Origin of the sequence: Synechococcus sp. MIT S9507 (assembly GCF_047304715.1) — a bacterium.
Taxonomy (GTDB): domain Bacteria; phylum Cyanobacteriota; class Cyanobacteriia; order PCC-6307; family Cyanobiaceae; genus Synechococcus_C.
Genome location: NZ_CP138970.1, coordinates 739,893 through 761,465 on the forward strand (window position 1 = coordinate 739,893; position 21,573 = coordinate 761,465).

Annotated in this window: 26 protein-coding genes; 9 read left to right on the top strand and 17 right to left on the bottom strand. The window is 48.0% G+C overall.

Annotation, left to right across the window (positions count from 1 at the left end; all coding sequences use genetic code 11):
- Positions 1–22 precede the first annotated feature (22 nt).
- Positions 23–307, bottom strand: a complete 285-nt coding sequence (locus tag SIB83_RS03920; RefSeq protein WP_413406556.1) for a glutaredoxin family protein — start codon at positions 305–307, stop codon at positions 23–25.
- A gap of 4 nt (positions 308–311) precedes the next feature.
- Positions 312–590: a membrane protein insertion efficiency factor YidD gene (yidD, locus tag SIB83_RS03925; protein WP_413746850.1), complete on the bottom strand. Its 279-nt coding sequence runs from the start codon at positions 588–590 to the stop codon at positions 312–314.
- A 73-nt stretch (positions 591–663) separates the two neighbouring features.
- Between yidD and rpsD the strand changes: the two genes are divergently transcribed.
- The 3 genes from rpsD (at position 664) to SIB83_RS03940 (ending at position 4,317) form a co-directional block, all read left to right on the top strand.
- The gene (gene rpsD / locus SIB83_RS03930; protein WP_413403735.1) at positions 664–1,272 is read left to right on the top strand and encodes a 30S ribosomal protein S4; all 609 of its coding nucleotides are present in this window, start codon (positions 664–666) and stop codon (positions 1,270–1,272) included.
- A 448-nt stretch (positions 1,273–1,720) separates the two neighbouring features.
- A complete protein-coding gene (locus SIB83_RS03935) occupies positions 1,721–2,203 on the top strand; it encodes an N-acetyltransferase family protein (protein WP_413746851.1) in 483 nt (160 codons plus the stop codon).
- Positions 2,204–3,105: 902 nt separating this feature from the next.
- A complete protein-coding gene (locus SIB83_RS03940) occupies positions 3,106–4,317 on the top strand; it encodes an agmatine deiminase family protein (RefSeq protein WP_413746852.1) in 1,212 nt (403 codons plus the stop codon).
- A 531-nt stretch (positions 4,318–4,848) separates the two neighbouring features.
- Here SIB83_RS03940 and SIB83_RS03945 read toward each other — a convergent pair.
- The 10 genes from SIB83_RS03945 to SIB83_RS03990 form a co-directional block, all read right to left on the bottom strand.
- Positions 4,849–4,989 carry a hypothetical protein gene (locus SIB83_RS03945; protein ID WP_413746853.1) on the bottom strand — a complete coding sequence of 47 codons (141 nt, stop codon included), beginning with the start codon at positions 4,987–4,989 and terminating at the stop codon, positions 4,849–4,851.
- 729 nt (positions 4,990–5,718) lie between these two features.
- A complete protein-coding gene (locus tag SIB83_RS03950) occupies positions 5,719–6,021 on the bottom strand; it encodes a hypothetical protein (protein WP_413439660.1) in 303 nt (100 codons plus the stop codon).
- Between the two features lie 465 nt (positions 6,022–6,486).
- Positions 6,487–6,978, bottom strand: a complete 492-nt coding sequence (locus SIB83_RS03955; protein WP_413746854.1) for a hypothetical protein — start codon at positions 6,976–6,978, stop codon at positions 6,487–6,489.
- A gap of 141 nt (positions 6,979–7,119) precedes the next feature.
- Positions 7,120–7,602, bottom strand: a complete 483-nt coding sequence (locus SIB83_RS03960; protein WP_413746855.1) for a TerB family tellurite resistance protein — start codon at positions 7,600–7,602, stop codon at positions 7,120–7,122.
- A 190-nt stretch (positions 7,603–7,792) separates the two neighbouring features.
- Positions 7,793–7,975, bottom strand: coding sequence for a hypothetical protein (locus SIB83_RS03965; protein WP_413746856.1), 183 nt, complete (start codon positions 7,973–7,975; stop codon positions 7,793–7,795).
- 185 nt (positions 7,976–8,160) lie between these two features.
- The gene (locus tag SIB83_RS03970) at positions 8,161–8,511 is read right to left on the bottom strand and encodes a hypothetical protein (protein ID WP_413746857.1); all 351 of its coding nucleotides are present in this window, start codon (positions 8,509–8,511) and stop codon (positions 8,161–8,163) included.
- A gap of 55 nt (positions 8,512–8,566) precedes the next feature.
- The gene (locus SIB83_RS03975; protein WP_413746858.1) at positions 8,567–8,779 is read right to left on the bottom strand and encodes a hypothetical protein; all 213 of its coding nucleotides are present in this window, start codon (positions 8,777–8,779) and stop codon (positions 8,567–8,569) included.
- A gap of 68 nt (positions 8,780–8,847) precedes the next feature.
- Positions 8,848–9,168, bottom strand: a complete 321-nt coding sequence (locus SIB83_RS03980; protein ID WP_413746859.1) for a hypothetical protein — start codon at positions 9,166–9,168, stop codon at positions 8,848–8,850.
- 11 nt (positions 9,169–9,179) lie between these two features.
- The gene (locus tag SIB83_RS03985; RefSeq protein WP_413403745.1) at positions 9,180–9,323 is read right to left on the bottom strand and encodes a hypothetical protein; all 144 of its coding nucleotides are present in this window, start codon (positions 9,321–9,323) and stop codon (positions 9,180–9,182) included.
- Positions 9,324–9,765: 442 nt separating this feature from the next.
- A complete protein-coding gene (locus SIB83_RS03990) occupies positions 9,766–10,182 on the bottom strand; it encodes a hypothetical protein (RefSeq protein WP_413746860.1) in 417 nt (138 codons plus the stop codon).
- A gap of 389 nt (positions 10,183–10,571) precedes the next feature.
- On the opposite strand from SIB83_RS03990, the gene SIB83_RS03995 reads away from it, so the two are divergent.
- Positions 10,572–10,805 (top strand): chlorophyll a/b-binding protein, encoded by a 234-nt coding sequence (locus SIB83_RS03995; RefSeq protein ID WP_413746861.1) that lies wholly within the window; start codon positions 10,572–10,574, stop codon positions 10,803–10,805.
- Positions 10,806–11,646: 841 nt separating this feature from the next.
- On the opposite strand, the gene SIB83_RS04000 is transcribed toward SIB83_RS03995, so the two are convergent.
- Positions 11,647–11,784 (bottom strand): metallothionein, encoded by a 138-nt coding sequence (locus SIB83_RS04000; RefSeq protein ID WP_413746862.1) that lies wholly within the window; start codon positions 11,782–11,784, stop codon positions 11,647–11,649.
- A 116-nt stretch (positions 11,785–11,900) separates the two neighbouring features.
- Here SIB83_RS04000 and SIB83_RS04005 point away from each other — a divergent pair, with 116 nt between their 5' ends.
- Both SIB83_RS04005 and SIB83_RS04010 read left to right on the top strand, forming a co-directional pair.
- Positions 11,901–12,389, top strand: coding sequence for a hypothetical protein (locus SIB83_RS04005; RefSeq protein ID WP_413746863.1), 489 nt, complete (start codon positions 11,901–11,903; stop codon positions 12,387–12,389).
- A gap of 255 nt (positions 12,390–12,644) precedes the next feature.
- Positions 12,645–13,226 carry a ferritin gene (locus SIB83_RS04010; protein WP_413403540.1) on the top strand — a complete coding sequence of 194 codons (582 nt, stop codon included), beginning with the start codon at positions 12,645–12,647 and terminating at the stop codon, positions 13,224–13,226.
- Between the two features lie 2,281 nt (positions 13,227–15,507).
- On the opposite strand, the gene SIB83_RS04015 is transcribed toward SIB83_RS04010, so the two are convergent.
- The 3 genes from SIB83_RS04015 to SIB83_RS04025 all read right to left on the bottom strand — a co-directional run bounded on the left by SIB83_RS04015 (position 15,508) and on the right by SIB83_RS04025 (position 18,170).
- Positions 15,508–15,954 (bottom strand): superoxide dismutase [Ni], encoded by a 447-nt coding sequence (locus SIB83_RS04015; RefSeq protein ID WP_413746083.1) that lies wholly within the window; start codon positions 15,952–15,954, stop codon positions 15,508–15,510.
- A gap of 260 nt (positions 15,955–16,214) precedes the next feature.
- On the bottom strand, positions 16,215–16,451 hold the full coding sequence (locus tag SIB83_RS04020) for a hypothetical protein (RefSeq protein WP_413403750.1): 237 nt from the start codon (positions 16,449–16,451) through the stop codon (positions 16,215–16,217).
- 1,515 nt (positions 16,452–17,966) lie between these two features.
- Positions 17,967–18,170, bottom strand: a complete 204-nt coding sequence (locus SIB83_RS04025) for a hypothetical protein (protein WP_413403751.1) — start codon at positions 18,168–18,170, stop codon at positions 17,967–17,969.
- A gap of 521 nt (positions 18,171–18,691) precedes the next feature.
- Between SIB83_RS04025 and SIB83_RS04030 the strand changes: the two genes are divergently transcribed.
- Positions 18,692–19,609, top strand: a complete 918-nt coding sequence (locus tag SIB83_RS04030; RefSeq protein WP_413403752.1) for a DMT family transporter — start codon at positions 18,692–18,694, stop codon at positions 19,607–19,609.
- A 745-nt stretch (positions 19,610–20,354) separates the two neighbouring features.
- On the opposite strand, the gene SIB83_RS04035 is transcribed toward SIB83_RS04030, so the two are convergent.
- The gene (locus SIB83_RS04035) at positions 20,355–20,492 is read right to left on the bottom strand and encodes a hypothetical protein (protein WP_413747280.1); all 138 of its coding nucleotides are present in this window, start codon (positions 20,490–20,492) and stop codon (positions 20,355–20,357) included.
- Here SIB83_RS04035 and SIB83_RS04040 point away from each other — a divergent pair.
- The gene (locus tag SIB83_RS04040; protein WP_413747412.1) at positions 20,449–20,793 is read left to right on the top strand and encodes a hypothetical protein; all 345 of its coding nucleotides are present in this window, start codon (positions 20,449–20,451) and stop codon (positions 20,791–20,793) included. The genes SIB83_RS04035 and SIB83_RS04040 overlap by 44 nt on opposite strands.
- Positions 20,794–20,823: 30 nt before the next feature.
- Positions 20,824–21,405 (top strand): ferritin, encoded by a 582-nt coding sequence (locus SIB83_RS04045; protein WP_413746864.1) that lies wholly within the window; start codon positions 20,824–20,826, stop codon positions 21,403–21,405.
- Positions 21,406–21,573: the final 168 nt, after the last annotated feature.

The window sequence follows — 21,573 nt, forward strand, 5'->3', positions numbered from 1 at the left end:
GCCCCCTAAAGATGAGGCCGTTCTAGTCCGATCCGGCGATCGTGGTGCAGTGCCGTTGCAACCAATTGAACAGTCCCTCACCGCTGAGGCGTGGCGACACCCTTGGCAATGGCTTGCCCTGCAGCGTCAGAACAGGAACTTCGAGGTCGTAACGGGTGCGCAGCTCCGGATCAATTCCTGCAGCATCGATATCGATCACATCCAAACTCAGCGTTGGCCTGAGGCCATTGAGGTCAAGCTCCCGAAGGCGTTGTTCCAATCCTTCACAGAGGCAACAGCCCTGCCGGCTGAACAGGATCAACTGCATGGTCTCAATCGGGGACGGGGTCACAGCCGCAGGGAGTGAAGGGATGACATCGACCGATCCGGCGCAGAGTGAGCCAGCCGCCACGCCAGGGGCCATGCCGCTGGATGGCTTCCAGTCCGTAGGCACTGCAACTGGGGATGAAGCGGCAACGGGGGCCGAACAGGGGCGAAATCCAGCGGCGATAGAAACCAATCACCGCAATCATCAGCTGGGCGACGGCCTTGCTGAACTTCTCTCCAAGGGAGCTGGAGAAGCCGCCGGATAAGATCGGTGGTTCGCGCATGCGAAAACGCAAAGCTGACTCAAGTCCAGCATGGCGTTTCTCCGGCGTGAACGGTCCAACACCTTCTTCACCTATGTCTCGTTACCGCGGCCCTCGTCTGAGGATCACGCGGCGCTTGGGAGACCTCCCTGGTCTCACCCGGAAGGCCGCAAAGCGGTCCTATCCACCCGGTCAGCACGGCCAAGCCCGTCGCAAGCGCTCTGAATACGCGATCCGTCTCGAAGAGAAGCAGAAGCTTCGCTTCAACTACGGCGTCTCCGAACGCCAACTCGTGCGCTATGTGAAAAAAGCGCGCGCTCAGGACGGTTCCACAGGAACCAACCTGCTCAAACTTCTCGAGAACCGTCTCGACAACGTCTGCTTCCGTCTCGGTTTCGGCCCCACAGTGCCTGGCGCTCGCCAGCTGGTGAATCATGGCCATATCACCGTGAACGGTCGCGTCACTGACATCGCCAGTTACCAGTGCAAGGCCGGTGATGTAATTGCCGTGCGTGAACGCAAGGGCAGCAAAAAGCTGGCCGAAGGCAACCTGGAATTCCCAGGCCTCGCCAATGTGCCACCCCACCTTGAGCTCGACAAGGCCAAACTCAGCGCCAAGGTGATCAACAAGTGCGAACGCGAATGGGTCGCTCTGGAGATCAATGAACTGCTGGTGGTGGAGTATTACTCGCGAAAAGTTTAAGTTCCTTCACTCAAGAGGGGGTCTGGTCCAGTATCAGACCCTCACTGAAGCAATGCTCAAACTTTTGCTGCCGTTATTTCATGCCTTGCAGGATGTTTCTGCCAGATATTTCGATGAAAGTAAAAGCACTCACCGGTAGCCGACGCCGCCTGAGGAGAGGGCGGATAGAGCAGGAGTTGAGATTGACTGAGCATCAATCAACATCTCCTCGTAATCGGAAAAATAGCATGGAATTTATACTTCATTGTTAACGGAGAATGCGTAATCCGGAAACGAACAATGGTGCTATGAACTTTGCCAGCAGCATAATTGAATTTCTTTTCAGAATGCTGTAAAAGCAATGTGAAGAGAAGTGGCTTAAGGAAGTTCATGATTCAGGGGACAGGAGTTTGCTAAAGGGCTTTGCCCGAAACTGTCGCATAAATCATCACATTGCTGAATTCAAAACATGAACAATCAATCTGCTGTCGAAGTTCGTTCTGCACATGATTCCGATTTAGAGACGATTGCTTTCTTATACTTCAAACAACTTGAATTTCATCTTGATTTAGACTCAAGATTCAATCCATCATGGGCGACTTCTCTTGAAGCAAAGGCTTTTCTTGTTGAGTACATTTCCGATGAAAATCGTTTGCTAGCGGTCGCAGAGATAGAGAGGCAAATTGTCGGCTATGCGTATGGAGCAGTTAAAAGAACGCCTCTTGACTGGAATTTCAGGCATATTGCTGAATTGGAGAGCTTACACGTATCCAAAAATTTTCGAGGGCTTGGCGTCGGTCAGGATTTAACAAAGCGTTTTGTCGAATTCAGTAAAGAAAGAAGAGCTACACGGCTGAAAATAGAATCTTTTTCTGGAAATCTAACGGCGATAAATTATTGGGAAAAACTTGGTTTCAAGCAATATTCCATCAATCTAGATATCGAGCTCTAGCTAGAGCACGCTTGTCTCTTGAGCACAACATAACATCTTGCCTGAGCAAACTGATAACTATAATGGGGAAATCAGCTTGCTCTGAACTTACATCTACTGCATATGAACTGAAGAAGGTTGCAGTGGAGGCAAAATCGCCGTAGGGTACCAATATACCTTTCAATAATTGAAGGCTCAGACATAACACCATCGACATTATTAAGCTGGTAAGAGTATTAGAAGAACAGCAGGTTGAAGCGGCACAAGCCCAAGGACCTGAGCGATAGTGATCGTCGAATTCAGCGTTGGCTAGGTACTGAAGCGTTGAATTCAACCAGATAAATAAGAGACGGAATACAAAACGTCATGAGGATGGATAGAAAGAGATTTCTGTAGTCAGTTCGATTGCCATTGAATTGAAAAAGAACCGCAATATGAATTAGCGGTCAGCCACAATGGCAAGCTATAAAACAATCAAGCGGATTAACAATCAGACAAGTAAACTTATCAAAAACCAGAGCACAGTCGTATTCATCAAGGAGACCTAGTGAAATTTATAATGAACAATTCGGAGCAGCAGATACCGCAACAAAACTGATCTTAAGCGACAGGATCCGACACATTATGATAAATCTGCTGAAGCAAGCCAGTGCAGAAAAACGACACAGCCAACCCAATGAAAATAATCAAGAACACTTTCTAAGTCGAACAACGATTCTGGAAGAAGTGAAGCGTTTAGACACTCAGAATACAAAGTTTTCTGGCAACGATGCTGACGTCAATCACTAGAAATAGCCACTTAACCAGATAGATACTTGTTATACATTTTAGATTTAGCAAATCAGGTGTCACGCCATTGCATTATGAATAGGGATGGTGTAAGACTATGAATGTCACTAGTCTTGCCTTAAGACTTAAGTTCTATGGAAAATAATAGAGAGTTTCGTTTTCCCGCAGAATTTGAGCAACATGCTGCAATTTGGATTGCTTGGCCAGTTTTTGAGTATAAGCGTGGATTGTCGGCTGTACCGATGTACATCGAAATAATTCGGACTCTGACACCTCATGTGAGAGTAAAAATTCAGGTTAACGACGCAGCAAGCAGAATCAATGTTGAGCGTTTGTTGATGGGCGCATCGATAAACATGAACCAAGTGACGTTTCATGATGTACCCCATGATGATATCTGGGTGCGTGATCCAGGCCCAATTTTTGTAGTTGATAATAATAAAAAAAAGAAAATGGTATTAATGGACTTCGATTGTTATGGCTATGAATCAGCTGATTCTCCACATTCAATGTTGGCCAAACATGCCAATGAGCTAATTGCCACCGAACTTCAGATTGACACAATTTCATCCAAGCTAATCGGCGAAGGAGGCGGAAGAGAATTCAATGGCAAAGGCTCCATGATTGCAGTGAAGTCCGTCGAGTGCCAGCGGAATCCAACGTGGTCAATTGAAGAAATGGAAGTTGAATTTGATCGTCTATTTCAAGTAAGTAATATTATTTGGCTTGAAGAAGGAATTGCTGAAGACGATTCAACCTGGACTGGTCCATTAGAGGGTCCTGATGGTAACCATGATATCTGGACTCCGAATACGACAGCAGGCGGACATGTTGATGAGGTAGCAAGATTTTCGTCTCCAAGTACTGTGTTGTTGGCCGAAGTATCTGAAGAAGAGGCTTCCAAGGATCCCATAGCTCGAGAAAATCGGCGGCGTCTAGAACGTAATTTTCAAATTCTCAATGCAGCAAAGGATCAGGATGGTAATCCATTTCGGATAGTCAGAATCCCACACACCGATCATCTCTATGCCAACATGACAAGAGGAGACGGTGGATATGACGCTCTAGATGTTAAATACGAATTTGGCTGTCCATTCCCAATGACTGACGAAATCAAAGTAATTGCCGTATCAAGTTACCTTAATTTTTTAGTAACTAATGGCGTAGTCCTCTTGCCACGATATTGGCAACCAGGCTTACCAACTTCCACCAGAGATAAGGATCAAAAAGTACTTGACACATTTAAAACTGAATTTCCCGGTCGAGAAATTGTTCAAATTGGATGTATATCCATTAATTTTGGTGGAGGTGGTATCCATTGCATGACACAGCAAGAACCACTATGAGCAACATTGCTGATCACAAAAAAACATTGATTCCCGATACATTTTAGAGCAATTTTAGACTAGTCAAAGCTTAGTTATCATGGCGAAGGGAAGCAATTATTATTTACTATTGATGCCGGACATCAATAGTAACGCCATCAGAAGTCACATCCTTTGAAAGAGCCTAAGATGAGCGGATTTTGCGCTCTGAGAAGAAGAGTGTCATGGCTGATATTTATCACTTGGGCAAAAATCCACCGACTGTCTACAAGGCCAAGATTTTAAAGGTTGATAAAGGCTTCAAATGGTATACGGATTCCCGGCACGTTATAAAGACGACACGAGTCTATAAAGGTTAATAAAGAATCAGTCCTGAGACTTGAAACAGCATAATTAATTTAGGAGTCAAGAATGCCAATGGCATAAACTCTTTCCCAACAAAACATAGTGTCCTGGACACGAAAATTAGCCCCTAAAGCCCACTTCGAGATCAATAATGCGCTGATGCAGATAAACGAACATGTACGACTTAATTTTTGTCGTTAGCCCCATTCATGTGTTTTTGTGTTGCAACTCATCGCCAAGAATATTCATACTGGTCGCTATTCTGATGATGAAACCGACGGCAAAAATTCTGCGCTGATAAAAAAGGGGAACAACAGCCATCAGTGTTAAAGCGTCCTCTGTGGCCAATCAGGACTCCAATCAAACAATTCAATATTTTGCTGATGAATGAGGTTTGACAGATGGCGCATCAGCAAACGGTAGTTGTAAGTGAAGCCAAGAAATTTGAGGAGCACATAGTGATTCATACCCAACCTTGGAAAGGAGCATAATCCCACTAATCTCAAGTTCATGCTCCAATAATCCCACAAAAGATCTGGGTGGGTCCTTTGCTGAGCATTCTTTGTGGAGCATGCCAACGCCGCTCCACTTGAATTGCCCTAAGTGTTCCAGAAAACCACACATCTAAAGCTGATGTCCCCAGGGCATCTCTAGCTTGAGGCTTCGCTTGCTTTAGAGATTCAAAAGTGTTGGGTCGAGCAAGGCAACAACGAGTGAGCCAGCCAGCCTTTCCACAGGAAAGGATGAGCTACAAAATTCACCTCAAATTCAGTCACAAGCACTAGTCGAACCTCAGAAGAAAGCCAGCACTACAGGACTGCAGATGAACTCAAGCACATGTCTGAAGATATCAGCCTGTGCTTTGCTGGGTTCTACCAAAATGAGCGGTTTACTTAATCCTCACTCAAGCTATAAAACTGGTTGAAAAGTTTTGCCCAGCATTGAAAGCTGTAGCGACTCATACGTTGACTAAAGCCTGCCTCGTACCCGTACAGCACGATTGTTATGCACGCCACGTACAGATCTACCGGAGAGAGTTTTTTATGTTTAGAGCCAAGGAATCGATGATGAGAGGATTCAATTGGCTTCCGCCAGAATTTTCCAGGAAATGTCTTCCATCAGGACGGATGGCTGCCCCTCAAGAGCAGCAGCCAGATCCGCTGGTTCGGAAAGATCCACCAGGATTTTTCCATCCCGGCAAAGGAACTGCATGTCGGATTGATCACGACTGACCACTCGAAAAGCAGCGACCTGCTCCTGAGACCACAGCGTTGCTTTCGCTCTGGCTTCAAGCAGGTTGAGGTTTTCGGCAATGCAAACCCAGCCTTTGTCTGAAAGACGTTGAATACAAAACACGGTCGCACCCTGTGATGAATGCACTATGCATCAACAGGGATTTTCAAGCCAGTAAGTAACAGACGAGCTTTGGGATCAGTCATCGCCTAACGACTGTGTGAACAAAAGCTTGCGGCTGAACTTTGAACAGACACAATCAATGCAATCGGGCACTGAGGCTGGAGTCATCCGGCCTCTTTTTTTGTCTCAAGGTTGATGCTCGCGGTCAGAGGAGATCGTTCGCCAGCATTCAGAGACTTGATTCACAACAATGTTTCGCTTCTGCACGCTTCTTTGCGCAACGCTTCTGATCACAGCTCCCGCTTTCGCAGGCTCAGGCGGCTGTCAACGCAGCACGAATTCGGCAGACGCCGAAACCACTGAGCAACGTCAGGACACAGAAGTTCAGTCCTGACAGATGAGGCTCCATTGATCTCAAGACGTTAAGCGCGAGCTTCGCAGAGCCTCTTCATTGCCAGCATCAGAAGACGCAGGTGGCAGGGGCCGGATTCATCCGGCCCCTTTTGTTTGGTTGCATCCAGCTAGTTCGTCACGATCAACAGCCCGATCCAAGCAATGCTGGCGCGCTCGCCTATGAAAACAAATGGCAAAAGCAACTATGCCCAGGTTAAATCGGATACAGCGATATTGAGTGTTAATAAGCGGCCATAACAGAGAAACTCCAACTCGAAACCCAAAGCTAAAGTTGAAAAATATGGTCGAAAAAGATGCCGGGTTGGATTTTGTTTTTACTGTTTGGCGATCAGATCTTTCCCGACGAAAAGATGCTTTTGATTCTTGGCCCAGTCCCCAGGGAAGGAAGGCGCGAAAGCCTTGAATGAAAAGTTCAATCTTGACAACACTGTCATTTGGCAATCTGGAGATCAGCGAGCTGAGCGCAGCGGTTCTGATCACTGTTTCGCTGGTCTTCCTGGTGAGCTTTGGGATTGTCTCCTTTAAAAACGACAGCAAGGGGATGATGAAGTGGATGTTTGATAACAAGATCAACGAGAAGCAGTGAATTCAGTGCAACTGATGTCTGCGTCAATCCGCTACCCCAAACTGTTCGAATAAGAGCAATAAAGCATTACCAGCGACGACCACTGGCTCATCACCAACGGTCGATCAGTTGTGGTCACAGAACTAACCCAGGCCAGGGATCTCGGGGGTTTTGAGCAGAATGTCCTGATCAGGCCATGAACCTTTACCAAACAGCGCATCACCGATGATTTGAAGGAGAGACTTTCCTTCAGTTAATTCCTGGCGGACACTGAATTCAATCTCCTCAAGCTCATTGTTCTCAAGCTGCAGGGAGTTGATCAGTTCCCGATAGGCCGAGCGCTCATCTGCGTTGATGTCTTGCTGATCATCAGGATTCCGCGAGACTCCTGCAACTAATCCTGCAATCCTCGCCGCAAGACAACGATCACCATGGCTGCTGAGCTGCTTTCCCAGGTTCGACAGTGAGGGCAAGCTTTCCTGGGTTAAGCGGGGCACAGCTTTTAAGCCGAGACGTTCGGGCAAACCCTGAATCATTCTTTCCTCTTCCTCAGAGATCGCCCCGTCACTCAGCGCGATCACCTGAGCAATCAGCAAAAGTGTGGAGTGGTCGGCCTCAAGGGTCATCTCTGCACGATGCCTGTATGAACTGTCCTCAGTCTGGTCAAGATCAGACAAAGTTCAAGACACTCAAAAAACCTGTCGCAGTTCAGGATCTGAAAGCGCACCATGAACAAAACGTCGCTTTCACCGGGTGAGTTGTTCTCATCAGAAAGAGAGGTAGACCAGCGAAGCTCTTCTCACTGAGCTCTCTCAATCAATTCACGTACCAGTTGTTGGCGGTGCTTGGCAATCTTTTGGCGACTTTGGCCTTCTCTGCCGCAGTCATTTCAGACCAAAGCTTGTATGTGCAATCCAAAGCACCACGATCCTTCAACGCTTCCTGGTAGCAGGCAGACAGCTCTGCAAACTCTTTGACGCGAACAACAGGAACGGTCATGCGGTTTACCCAGTGGTTGCTCATGCCCTAATCAATCAGCAGTGGAATCAGTTCTAGCAAGTCATGCTTGCATCAGTCATCAGGTCGGCCATCTGAAGCGACTCCACAGATCGATTGTTCATTGCCCTGCTCTAAGGCACGACCAACGGTTGGCTCTTGTCTGCGATGCGGTCGTGAATATGGGCTCAAGTGATGGCACTCAGTGACAAATCAGCGAATCCAAAACTTTGATCAATGTGTCGGTGGCGAGCTGATGGGAGATTCTTGTTGAGAATCTCCCAATAATCGGTTTCATTTGGATACGTCACAAAAAATTTATCAATGTAGCCAACAACTTGCTGAAAATCGAAATAGAGCTCAGGGTTACCCAGATCAGGCTTGTAGATGTACTCAAGGGTGACATCCAAAACAGCCCTTCCTTGATGCTCAATGCTGTAATCAGAGATGAAAAACTGAAAAGACTCTGTCGTAGAGACTGTCGAAACCATCATTGTCACAGGTCGTGGTTGGCCATATCCATCAATAGCAAATTTCACGGTTGCAAGATTTGATTTCCATGGTCTTAACCGTTACAAGACAATGGTTGATCAATCAATCGGATTCATACTTTTGTGCTTTGAAAGCAATCAACCCTGATGGCAAGTCAACTTGAGCCATCACTTTCAAGCAACCGCTCAACTGACCACTCAAGAGGTCTGGCCACAGACAGCGATGGAAAAACCCTTTGACAAATTCGCCAATACAAAAATATTTATCATCAAACCTCCCAAAAACAGTGTGCTCAATTAAGTTCATCTTCAACATTCAAAAAAGGTCGACACCCTGGCATTCTGTCTGTGCTTTATGGCGCTGTGAAGCTGTGATCGAAGGGCTTATAAGTTCAGACTTTCCGGCAGTGGATCAGAGTGAGCAGTTCGCATATCACGATCACTCCAGTTCCAGACCTGCTCGCTGTAGACCTCCTTCAAATGACTACCAGCCGGTAAAGCTTCCCACTCCTGATAGAACTTTTCATCTTGAGCAGCCAACCAAAGGGAGGCCGTCAAACAGTCATCCAACAGATTCTGATCGGCAGTGTGCAGTCTTTCTCCTTTTGAGAATGCCTCACTTTGCTGCCGCTTGCGTTCTTTCAGCAAGTAGGTGACAGCATTCGTCAAGGCATGATGCTCAGCCGGAGTCAGCGTGGTTGGCAAGTTATGCAGGCTCATGGTTTAGTCCATTGTTTTTTCGTTTCATGCAGCTCTTGTCGGTAATCAGTGACCACCATGTCCAGTGCCAAACCATTAATAATGCGTTTTTCAGGCTGAATGCTGTCCAGGCAACCATTATTGATCAGTTGTTCAAGCACTTGGTAGTCAAATTCATGGAACCTGGTTCATTCTGCGAGGTTTTGCACGTTCTTGAGCTGAGCAGAGTTCGAGCGAATCCTGAAGGACACCCGACCAGGTGTGCTCTTTCAGCGTCTCGGATCTGCCACGACCAGACAGATCCTCACAAGACTGGATGAACCGGACATTCTTTTGCCTCGAATCAAAGTCATACGAGACATCAAGCCCAACACGGCTTCAAGCTCGACAACAGTTTCGGCCCACTTGCGAAGCAACCCCTCGGTTGGCCATGACCTTTGAGTGAGCTCCTCAAGGAATGTCGTTCTCTGTCAGAGACAGTGGAAATTGTTGAGAGCCAGGGCTGAGTAGTGCTGACTGTTATCGATGTAACGATGGGTAAAGGGGTGATGTAAACGCCTCATCCGCAAAACCGATAAAAATTTTCCCGAGTAGCAAGCTTGATCAGACAAACCAGTTCGTTTCGGTCTTGGATGGAATTTGAAAGAGTGCTTTTGAATTCTCAGCGAATCGATGCCAATCAGCCACATGCTCTGCATAACCATCCCAAATGTTGTCTTCGATACGAAGACTGAAGACCACCTCTCCTGACTGCGATGTGGTTTTCAGTCTGATCCCACCGTCTCGACGAAGAACCCAGGCTCCATGTTCATTTCCTGGGTCAATCAGAGCATCATGCTCCTCTTTGCTGATCAACTCAGTCTTCAAATTGTATTTCGTGCAGTAATCAGCCAACGCCATGAGTTCTGAAATTCCATTCAGTCTGTGCATTTGCTGAATGGTTTGAAACCTCTCCTCTACGCAGTCAGCAGTTTGGTGCCACTCCATATCGCTCCAATGGCTTTTCTCCGGTTTAGCCATGACTGCTCCACCGGGTTGAACCAGCTGCTCCACCTGATCGCAGAACAACGTCAGCAGCGGCTGTGATCAAGCAACCACAGTGTTCTGAAACTGAACAAGGGTCACTCGTTCATCGCCATACACCGAAGAGCAGTGCTGGCTGGTTGATCAAAGCCCAAACAGGGAAAGTCTGAAGTTTGCGAAACGAGATTCCAAACCAGCACGCCCAATGAGCTGGAAACGACTCTCAGCACTGACTGAGCTTGGACTGAGTGCTGCAAAAGCAGGTGAATCTGCTCCCGTGGAACCCGTCAGAAAAGGTCCTGAAACCGAACTTCCAGGGACGGTTGGCCCACTTCCATGCGTGATCCAGCGGGCATAGACCAAGCAGGTCCCACTCGGAGACACCCATGACAGCAACCACACTTCAAGCACCCACAGGTCTGGTCACACACGATCTGGAAGGGCATGACAACGTCTACGCCATGGAACCACCGATGGAAATCGCCGAACCTGATGCCGGCTGGGGATTCCATGAGCGCGCTGAGAAGCTCAACGGTCGACTGGCCATGCTCGGCTTCATTGCAGCGATCGCAACGGAGCTGATCAGCGGCGAGGGCTTGCTTCACACCATTGGCCTTTAATCGGAGATCTCCATGACTTCCACAAAGCTTCGGGCAAGACCAGAGATTGACTACGCGCAGCTGATCAAAGAAATCGGCAAGCTCGAATTAGCCGACCGCCTGCTGATCAACCGCAGAAGTGACCTCCCTTGAGGGTTTCCTCTGAGCAAATTCAAACAGTTCAAACGCCACGAGTGCGGCAATCAGGTCGGCAGCAACACCAAAAAACATCAGATGAAAGCCCAACATCTCAATGCGACACCTTTTAAGGCGGGTGATCGTATGACGACCAGCCCGGTTCCCTGATGAGTACCGGGCTAGCCGTCATATCTAAAACTCCAAGCTTTTCAGTCGCCGTTGCAATGCGAATGGAGACCCTGACTGACTGCTACAGATGTGACTGCCTGAGCCCAAAAAAAACGCCCCTGATGAAAGAGGCGCTGTCCGTTTCGCTTGAGAAAATTCAACAATGGAAATCCATTGTGTTGAAGCTTAAAAAGATGACCAGATGTGACCCAAACAGGTCATTCACTTGGCAGGCGCTTTGCTGTCACCTGGCTGTTCTTTGTGATGATCAGCATTCGGATTGTTGCAGCACATGGGCTTTATTGCGACTGCCAAAGTCCTAACATCTGACACCTGCACTCAAGCTGAAGCTTGCCTGAGAGTTACATAATTGGAGCAATCAATGAGAATGGTTATCACTTAACGCGGCTAAGTCCTGAGAACCGTTATCGGCTTTGCTTGCTACAGCTGCAGAGCCAGCCAAGCAGAAGACCAAAGCTACCGAGGCGAAACAAAGCCCCACTCAGAAGAGCAGGGCTTTGTGGTGTGAGGGTCAGGTTTCCAGCGGCAAAAACAATTACCGGCAACCACAGCCGAGACCATCGGCGCAGGGTTCGCAGCAGAAGGCTTTGCCGTTGCGCATCACAGCTTTTGCAGGCTCGACTCTGCACTGACAAGCGGTCTTGCACTGGCACTTGATGAGATCTGTCGTCATGGTGACTACCGGATTGGGACAGTTCCTTTCTATGCCTGATGAACAGGTCTCAACAGGGGGAGGACCGACCAGAGAGGTACGGTTTAGCGTGCACTTATGCGTAGCCGGTAAAAGCCATGAAGCCCCCGCGCTTAGAACCCTTTAAAGCAGGCCGCGAGGACTGCCCGCGCCCCGTCGCAACACACCACCGGGAACTGACCAGAACACCGTGGCAGAACACAGAAGGCTGGTGGAAGCTCACCACATCGGGGCGACTGTGGTGGGCACCCTTGGGGGCTCGCCGCTGGCGCTGGACACCATGGTTTGTCGCTGACAATCAGCTCTGGCACTCAAGCAACACCGCCAGCCCTGCAGAAACGCAATCGCTGCTGGAGCTTCTGGCCGACGGGCGCCAAAAGCAGCTCGATAATCGCCTGAAACGACGCGCCGCTGATGCCCGCCGCCGGCGGGCTCTCAAGCCAGACCATCCGCCGAGGCAGTGCTGCTGTTGCGGCTGCACGTTCACTCCAAAACGTGCGGATGCCAGGTGCTGCTCAGGACGTTGCCGGGCCAAGCTCAGCCGGAACAAGACTTCCGAGGCTTGCTGCGGCACTGAATGTGAGTGAAGGCAATCAAATCCACAATGAATGGATCAGCTTCGAGCTGGTAGAGCTGCAGAGCTTCATTCAATAACTCACGCACAGTCGAAACTGATTCTCAGCAGCAGATTTGCACTGCTGAGTGTGATTCTCAAAAACATATTTGCAGCTTTTGAATGTGACTCCCAAGAGCGTATTTTGATCCGCCAATGTTCGGTTTTTACGCCTATCTTTCGCTCTCTTGTGATCTAGAACTGATTCATCCCTCCCAGAGGAAGAGACATGACAGCTTCACAAATCCAAGCCCCCATCACTGTCCCCACCGGTCCTGCAGGCCGCGCCATGGCCGAGCCCATGTCCGCTGAACTGCTCGATCTGATGGAAGCCCATCTCAACCTTGAGCGTCAGTCAGCTGCTGACTATTTCGCTGCTGCCATCTGGTTCGCTGAACGCGAGCTGACCGGCTTTGCCGAGCACCTGCGTGATGAGGCCAAGCAAGAGGAGCAGCATGCCGCCAAATTCGCCGACTATCTGATCAGCAGAGGTCAACGCCCTGTGCTCGACACCATCGAGCCACCGCGTCAGCAGTGGACCGATGTGGAGCAGGTGATCGCCAACGTCTTCCGCATGGAAGCTGATGTCACCGCCTCGGTGCTGCAGCTCTACGGCACCGCTGAACAGGATGACGACAAGCGCACCACCGTGTTCCTCGATCCCGTCGTTGACGGCCAGCGCATCTCCGAACACGAAGCCGCCTATCTGCTGGGTCGCGTCAGGTTCGCTGCAGGCAACCCTGCTGCCGTGATGATCATCGACGCTGAACTGAGAGAAGGCGAGGCCGAGCCCGCCAAGCTTGAAGGCTGATCCACCCTCTGTTCATTCAGCTCAAAGCTCAACCTGCCAACTCCATCAAACAGCCCCGCCCAGTGCGGGGTTTTTGCTGTCTGACCGCCTGCTTCGATCAGGGTCAGCTCACGATTGCTTGCGTTGCATTGGTTAGTGAGAGATAAATCGACGGTATCTCGCATCTCATGAACGAATACCTTCTCCGCGATGGATCTCGGGTTTATCTACTGACCAGTCCAAAAGGACATGACGTCTTCAGTTACCAGGGAATCTCGGGGCAGTGGGTACATGCCGCACTCTCCGTTCAAGCAGAGAAGGACCTGATTAGAAGCGTTGATTTCAATGCATCCATGCATCGATCTAAAACTGATTTGGCTCTGGTTTGAGTTATCGTTCACTCGGATCAAGCCGAGTTAGAAGGATTTATTTGGCACTGCATGCTCTGATCAACATCAACAGTAATCTAGTGTCTTGCTTATCTCCGCGGGTTCTTCAAACACCACCACGCCCCAATCAGTTATGAGGCACGGCATGTACTAGGACTATTAATACTTGGATCCCGTCCAGAACTGACATAGCTCCGCAAACGTTGGGGATCAGGCGAAGTTGCTAGTTTAAGCCACCGCTCAACTACAACCAGCAGCGTGATTTGGTTTGGACGGTGGATTGCTCAGCTGCCACATGAGCTACATATCGGTACGGAGAATAGGTAGCTTTACTGGCTATCACCTAGGAATTAAAAAAGTGAGCCGGTTTTTTCTCTGCGGCCCATGGCAGCAAGCAATGACTAGGCGCGACATTTGACGTGTTCAGAAATGGCGGTGCTTATTGTGCATGGCCTGATGACGCTTACTTGTCCCAAGGGCTGACACATAAGACGGCCGTAAATGGGAGACTTCAATCACCTTGTCTTTCATTAAGATCTCTTATCTATCGACAATCATGCAACGCACTGAGTCGTTCACAAACACATCATCGATTTAACCCTTGAAAACCACTACCTTTGGGTCTTTTTTCTATGAGTACGTTCAATAAGCCCGTTAACAATCGCTCTATCAGTGGCCTCAACTCCGATCAGGAAAAAGCCAGATGGTAAGGACACCCTCAATCGTAAGATGCACGTCTTTAGCTGTGAATTCATTCATGAATGCATGGATCCAAACTACGGAGACTATGACTGCCGCCGTTTTCAGCCTTCTGAATGAGGCACTCATCCGTAAGCCGAAGAAGCAGAACCGCTTCAGATCTTTCTAATCATGCGCAGTTCACGCCCGCCAGCAAAAACTGCAGACGCATTCAATACAAACTCCTAATTGATCATCCTGAGCGAGAATTCTAATCCCCATCGATTGAGATTGCACCCGCAGATTTAGTTCAACGATTGGGCTGATCTGCCGTACATGCTGGAACTCTCGCACCTGGTAGAATTGGAACTGATACTTGAAGCTGAAGCGCCCAGCTGCATTTAAACCAGAGTGTCGCCACCCAAATTACGATTTTCCTCCCATTCACCTCCTTCTCTTTCTTCTGACAACCATCAAGCCTCATGGCTATTGCTAATCAATCCAACCTGCTATAGCAACTGGATGGTCTCCCGCTGTTGCCATGTGGAGAAGGCACTGCATACAAGCCTCTGATCAATCCTGAAACAAATGAAAGTGTCGACGAATTCCCAAATCGAAGCTTCAGTTCTGACGAGATTTTGGAAGCCGGTGGTTTGTTCATTTGTGCCGACATCCGTACGGGCCCACACGCTGATCACCTGTTGATCTTCCATATAGATGAAAATTCGCTGTTGAAAAATGCATCGCCACTGTTGTTTTCCTAAAAACACTAGCTTGACCCTTCCCAGCAACACTGATCAATATCGTCACTAAATCACTACATAGAGATGGTAAATCTTTTCACATCAGGATAACCCACCATCACGCCATCTAAACCTTAGAGGCCAGAAAGTTATCTTTTGAGTTCAAGAAATACCCTACCATAAGGCAATAAGTGGCTTATTTGACCCACATCAAGCATTCACTGTAAATGATGCTTATAAATGCATAAAACATGAACAAGAAAAGATATCCTAATTTTCTTCTGCTTGACTTCGAGGCAGGCTCGATCCCCAAATACCTGGAAATCAACTCTTGTACAGTAAAATCTGCCAAGAACTAAAATTTTGGATAATAATTAGTATTCTCACCAAAAAAGAAACTCAAAGAATTAGATTAATAACCGCAAACATTGTTTTCTTAGGATGGCAACACTTCAAAGGGCGACAAAATAGTAGCCGCCCTTGCTAACCGGGCTAATCTGATTGCCTTGGGTAGTATTGCTCAAGCTCAACGATCGCCAATTTTAAATCGTCAACATGCTGGAGATCTGAATTTTGTTTTGCTTTCATCGAGGCGACGATCACGGCATGATGCTTTTTGAGCCGCTCCGTGTAATCACTTTGACTGGGCTTGACACGCTGAGTCAAAAAGTAGTCGCTAATTGTTTCTATGATTGACTGAGCGTGAGATTCCTTGTTGGCAATTGATCTTACTAGTTGATTATTGGATTGAGCATCATTCTTTCCTGAGTTCTCTTTAATAAGAATTACAGTCTTTTGAATGGTATCAGCGTCTTCAAGCATCGAGTGAACGCGTGCATGGTCATCGTAAATACCGCACGGCAGTTGGCAATGACTGTGAGCAACGCCTGTGCTAACCAGCGCCGCTGCAAGACTGAATCCTGTGAATAGAAGTTTCATGAAGGCATTTTCCTCTGAATGAATCCGCTTAGCAATTTATCGCTTCTCTGATGAAGCGTGACGACGGCCGCGAATTCCGTTTGAGAGCAGTTCGCTCAGGCTGAGCTGATGGAATATTCCAAATGGGAAGTATGAACTAATAATACGGGTGAACTGATCAATACGGGTGCGGGTTGACTCATCCGTGCCAACCCACTCAAGAGCAGCTCGCTTTACTTGACACGTCAGCCCTCGGAGGATGTTGATCCATCTGACGTGGGTCACCAGCCAAGGGCATGTGAGCTTTTAACACCTGGTAAAAGGATGGTCCGTTCTCGGCGCACCGTCGCCGGGGTGACCCCAAGATCACTCGCAATTTTGGTGATCAGTCCACGTGGCCAGATATCAGGATGCTGTTCAGCCGCCTCATAGATGGCTTCATCCAAATCAATTTTTGCAAGGCGGACACGACGGCTTTGCTCTGCAGTGAGATCGGGATTGAGGGTTGTTGCTGTCATTAGTACCACCGAGTGGAACTCCTTTGGTCTATTCCCGCCTAATCCAACTTGGAAGCTGGGAGAGCCGTACTTGGAGGTTCGGTTTCAGGTCCTTATCAGACGGCTTCTACGGGAGCAAATTTACCAACCACTACCAGTTAATGCTGAAGCTACCGACCGGCAGTAAGAAGTCTTGTGACAACAGCGTGATAAGACTCTGCTCGTGGAATCACGCACAACCTGAATGCAGACGGGCACAGCTGAGCATTTTGAACTGGCGTTGTGCCCAGATTAGTCAGCACTGGAGGAGATTCAGGAGGCGTACGACGAAGAACCAGTGCGATCTGTGACGACATTCACTACTGTTTTTACACCCGCACTCAAATGCTGGAGATGCAGTGGACGCAGGCATCAAAAAAGTCGGCCACATTGACCAGCCTTCTGGGATTTCTATCCCCGGGATTGCGTCACCGATGAGGCCCAAGCCTTCCAACTCTGTGCTGATCACCAGCCATCTGCCTTAAGGTCAGTCTAAACCAAACACGTGGAGAGTGTCCTGCCCTTTGCAGTTAAAATGGATTAAATCCTTTAGATAGTCGCGGGGGTAAGTCTTTCCGTCTTCTGCGTAAGGGAAGCAAAACTTATAGTAATTGAAGTTGTAATCATAAACTTTCTTTTAGAATTGGGAGAATCCACAAGACCCTTGGATCATTCTTTTGTCAGAGTCTTTCCAAGCCAAGGTGACCAAGCCTTAGTGCTTTCGGCTGAAGCTAAAGGTGGATCAATGGGCTCCGAGACAACCAGCAAAGCAGCAGCGGATGTGATGGCCGGAGTGTGGTTCGAATCATGAGTTTGCCTCTCTTAAAGCTTTCAGGACGATTGCGGCGGCTGTAGAAGGCGAGGCGCTGCTGTTCGAGCATGTTATGAGGCACCAGGGACGCTGCCGCACTAGAACCCGACGATCAGCAGAAACCCCGCCTTGGTTCTTAGAAATTTCATTGGCCGAGCCTCAATGATCTGGAGTCCACCTGGTTCACCTCTGCTCGATTGGCGTGAAACGGCTCCACTTGAACTTGCTTTTGTTCTTGCGAGCTAGGACATGGAAAACGATTCTGAGAGAAACGGCAATAAACACCCATTAGTAAACGCTTCTATACATCCAATTCCCCAAGCTGATCAGTCCATAAACGCAGCAGACGATGAGTTCCCACTTGATAATTTCTGGCCCTATCTCAGACTCTCACCTCAGGTATGTGCTCTTAATTGCATCAAGAAGTACACCAAAAATTGCAACAAGTGCCTTGAAGAATTTCATAAAACAATTCCCCCAAGCACAGCATCACCGGGATTGATCCGGGTCACATCCACCATCCGAGCGAAACTCACCATTTTTGCTGGAAAAGCTTCCACCAGCCTGACTTCTGTGTAGTCTGCAATGTCTCTATGGAGTTATCCCTGTAGTGGTCTGGGCTACACCTGCATCGCTCGTGATGAAGATTACTAATAAATGGTCACTTTTTTCATTAAATAAATTCTTCACTCTGAAGCATCAAGACGCTTCACTTCCTCCACAAACTTCTCTCCACTATGAGAGTGCTCTCGATGTTTTTCGTTGGGATGGCTGTGTCGTTCCTCTGCACTGCCTTGCTTCAGTGGCTCTTTCTCTCGATGTACAGGATCAAGACGTTCAAGATCAGCTTTGTTTGGACGTCTGCCTGTTTGATGATGTTCGTTACTCATATCAGTTGCTCTCCTTTCGAAATGAGGCTGGCCCCTGGTCTTTCATGAGTTCACTTGTTTCGTTATCAATTTTCTTGAGTGCTTCATCGTTAATAGTATTTGTTGACAAGTGATTCACGCTGCGATCTCGCTCTACTTCGACGTTAAGCGAACCAGCTTTAGTGCGATGTTGCTGATCACTCTCGTGACGCTTCGCATCTTGGCTCTGATTCATAGGGGTGAATTCAACTCTCCATTACATAGCCAAACCTGGATCCACTGCCCTTTTTTCTCATAGACCCTTAAGAGATGCCAGTAATTTGCTCGGCTATACCAGAGCTTGTGGTTTTCAACGCTTCCACCCGCTTGACTTCTGAGTCGTTACGCACAAACACCTGTGAGAACCCTGCGATGGGGAGTCATGAGCTTTTACCCCATGTAATGACGTAATTCAGCAGACGTTCCAGGGGCATGATCTTTCAAACAGCAACTCTTCGCTACATTCAGCCAAGGATCTGCCATTGCGACTTTGAATTAATAATATGATCTCTGCGTTAATTTTTGCACTTTTCATCCTACTCCGCGGTTCGGAAGGAAATGTGCTGAAAATACTTCAACAGACAGGTGGCGAACAAATCAGTTTTTGTAATGTCTTCTTTTTTTCGAGCTTGATCACTGGTCTGTTTATGTTGACGATTGATCGTGTGAATGTAAAAACGCAGATTCGGCAATTATCACTACGAGACAGAAAACTTCTTTTTTGGCAGGGGTTTTTGGGGTATTTCCTAGGGCCCGTCGGTTTCTTTCTTGCACTTGAGCATCTAAGCGTTGTTGCTCAAACTCTGCTTTTTAGCCTCACAATTCCACTGTCAACACTTGCCGCGAGAGTATTCCTTCATGAAAAACTTCCAAGACAGTTTACTTTTTCCTTAATTCTAATTTGTCTGGGTGTTTTCGTGGGCAATCAAAGTGGAAGTGGTGTAGTGACTACACTCACGTCAGGACAAAAAATGATGGGTTTTATCTGGGCAGCAACTGCAATTCTTTCATTTGCGATAGGTGGAATTTTAAACAGTGTTTGCAATTTTAGAGGTATGGGAGTTGGTCTTACTGTTGGTCTTGGCAGCACTTCATCTGCTTTGGTTTTCGCAGTTTTAGCGTTGCTGTTTTACGGACCTCAACATTTCATCGCTCTTCAGACATGGTGGGTGCTAAGCGTTATTGGACTTTATGGAATTACTATTAGTCTTGGCAGTCAGTGGACTTTGATGCTGAGTTATAAATTTCTTGGAGTAGCGCAAATAAGTTTATGGAGCTCTTTGACAATTGTGGTCGCCCTTCTGGGTGCCAATTTGATGCTAGGAGAACCCATTGGCATCAAAGCATTCAGCGGAGCAATTCTAATTTTATTGGGTTTAACAATAAATCAACTTAGCTCTCGTCAATTAAACCAAAGGTGAAACTAATTTTTGTGCGCAATTACTCTCACTGGAAGGTGACTGAAAGCAATACGAAACCCTTGAAGGGGAAAGCAGGGCAGTTTGTCAGTACTGATCCATCTCCCGACAAAACAACTCAGATCAATCACGCCCTGCCCAGTGCGGGGTTTTTTATTGATGATCAGTTCCAATCGACCAACTTTTGCATCATCATTAAAGTCTTGAATGTTTTATGACATAGCCAGCACATTACGAAAACTTGAGTGTGCAAGTACTTATTTCGGCGCTATCAAGAAGGCAACAAGACGAACAAATTCTCTTTCATGTTAACTCAACGACAAGAAGAACAACTTTTCAAAGGGCAATTCTAAGCTTCGTACCTTTTTTCCGCTTGTCTATCACGCGTATGAAATCGCCCTCGTAGCCAAGACTATCCAAAGTCCGTCACTGCTGTCTTTTTCCTTGCTGATTGCCATAAATATGTCTCTGAGACTGCCCTACATGCGACGTGTAAATAGGCTCGTATTTTTGTAGGTCGCATCTGTATGGGTCATGAATATTTTTATTGTCACTTTTCCTGATAGCGTTATATGAAAACTAATCAATATATCAAAAAGATCTTATTTTAAAACCTTCGTAAAGCTACAGGCCTTGCCTCTTAGCACGAAACCTAGATTCGTTTCAGAGGCCGGATTTCATCTCGCAGCCACCCCCTACTTGAGGGGTTGATCGATGGTGATTCCGATCCCATCAAGCGGTTACTGAACTAATCGGTAGCCGCCAAAAGCAGCTCCAACTCTCCAATTCCGCAGTTACAGCCGTTCCGCTCGCCATCACATGGCTCCAGGTTGGGATGCCCCTTGGCACAAGACTCAGAGCAGAAATGCTGCCCACCAATCCTAATTGACCTCGATTCTTCAACGCTGCGCTTGCAAAGCGAGCAGTCGCACAAAAGTAAAACTGCAGTCATCACACAACTCTTGGTAACAACTCGTCAGGTCTATTGCATTCAGGGCATCGTTTCTTTGGCGGCTTACCGAACACTTAGCGTTGACTTATCGAAACTGATTCTCAGCAGCAGATTTACGCTGCTGATTGTGATTCTCAAAAACATATTTGGCATTCTTGAATGTGATTCTCAAGAGCATATTTTGATTGCTTCGTGTTCGGTTTTTACGCCTAACTTTTGCTCTTTTGTGATGTAGAACTGGTTCATCCCTCTCAGAGGAAGAGCAATGACAGCTTCACAAATCCAAGCCCCCATCACTGTCCCCACCGGTCCCGCAGGCCGTGCCATGGCTGAACCCATGTCAGCCGAAATGCTCGATCTGATGGAAGCCCATCTCAACCTTGAGCGTCAGTCAGCTGCTGACTATTTCGCTGCTGCCATCTGGTTCGCTGAACGCGAGCTGACCGGCTTTGCCGAGCACCTGCGTGATGAGGCCAAGCAAGAGGAGCAGCATGCCGCCAAATTCGCCGACTATCTGATCAGCAGAGGTCAACGCCCTGTGCTCGACACCGTTGAACCACCGCGTCAGCAGTGGACCGATGTGGAGCAGGTGATCGCCAACGTCTTCCGCATGGAAGCTGATGTCACCGCCTCGGTGCTGCAGCTCTACAACACTGCGGAAAAAGACATTGATCGCCGCACCACCGTCTTCCTGGACCCCGTCGTTGACGGCCAGCGCATCTCCGAACACGAAGCCGCCTATCTGCTGGGCCGCGTCAGGTTCGCTGCAGGCAACCCTGCTGCTGTGATGATCATCGACGCTGAACTGAGAGAAGGCGAGGCCGAGCCCGCCAAGCTCGAGGGCTGATCAATCAGCGCAAGTCCCACCTCCCAATCGACCTCAACAGCCCCGCCCAGCGCGGGGTTTTTGCTGGGGCTTACCCAACGATCAATATCCATCTCTTCAGGGTTTCATTGACACAAAATCTGCGTGCAGATCAATACTCAGCTTCCTGTATGTAGGTCGAAATGAAAC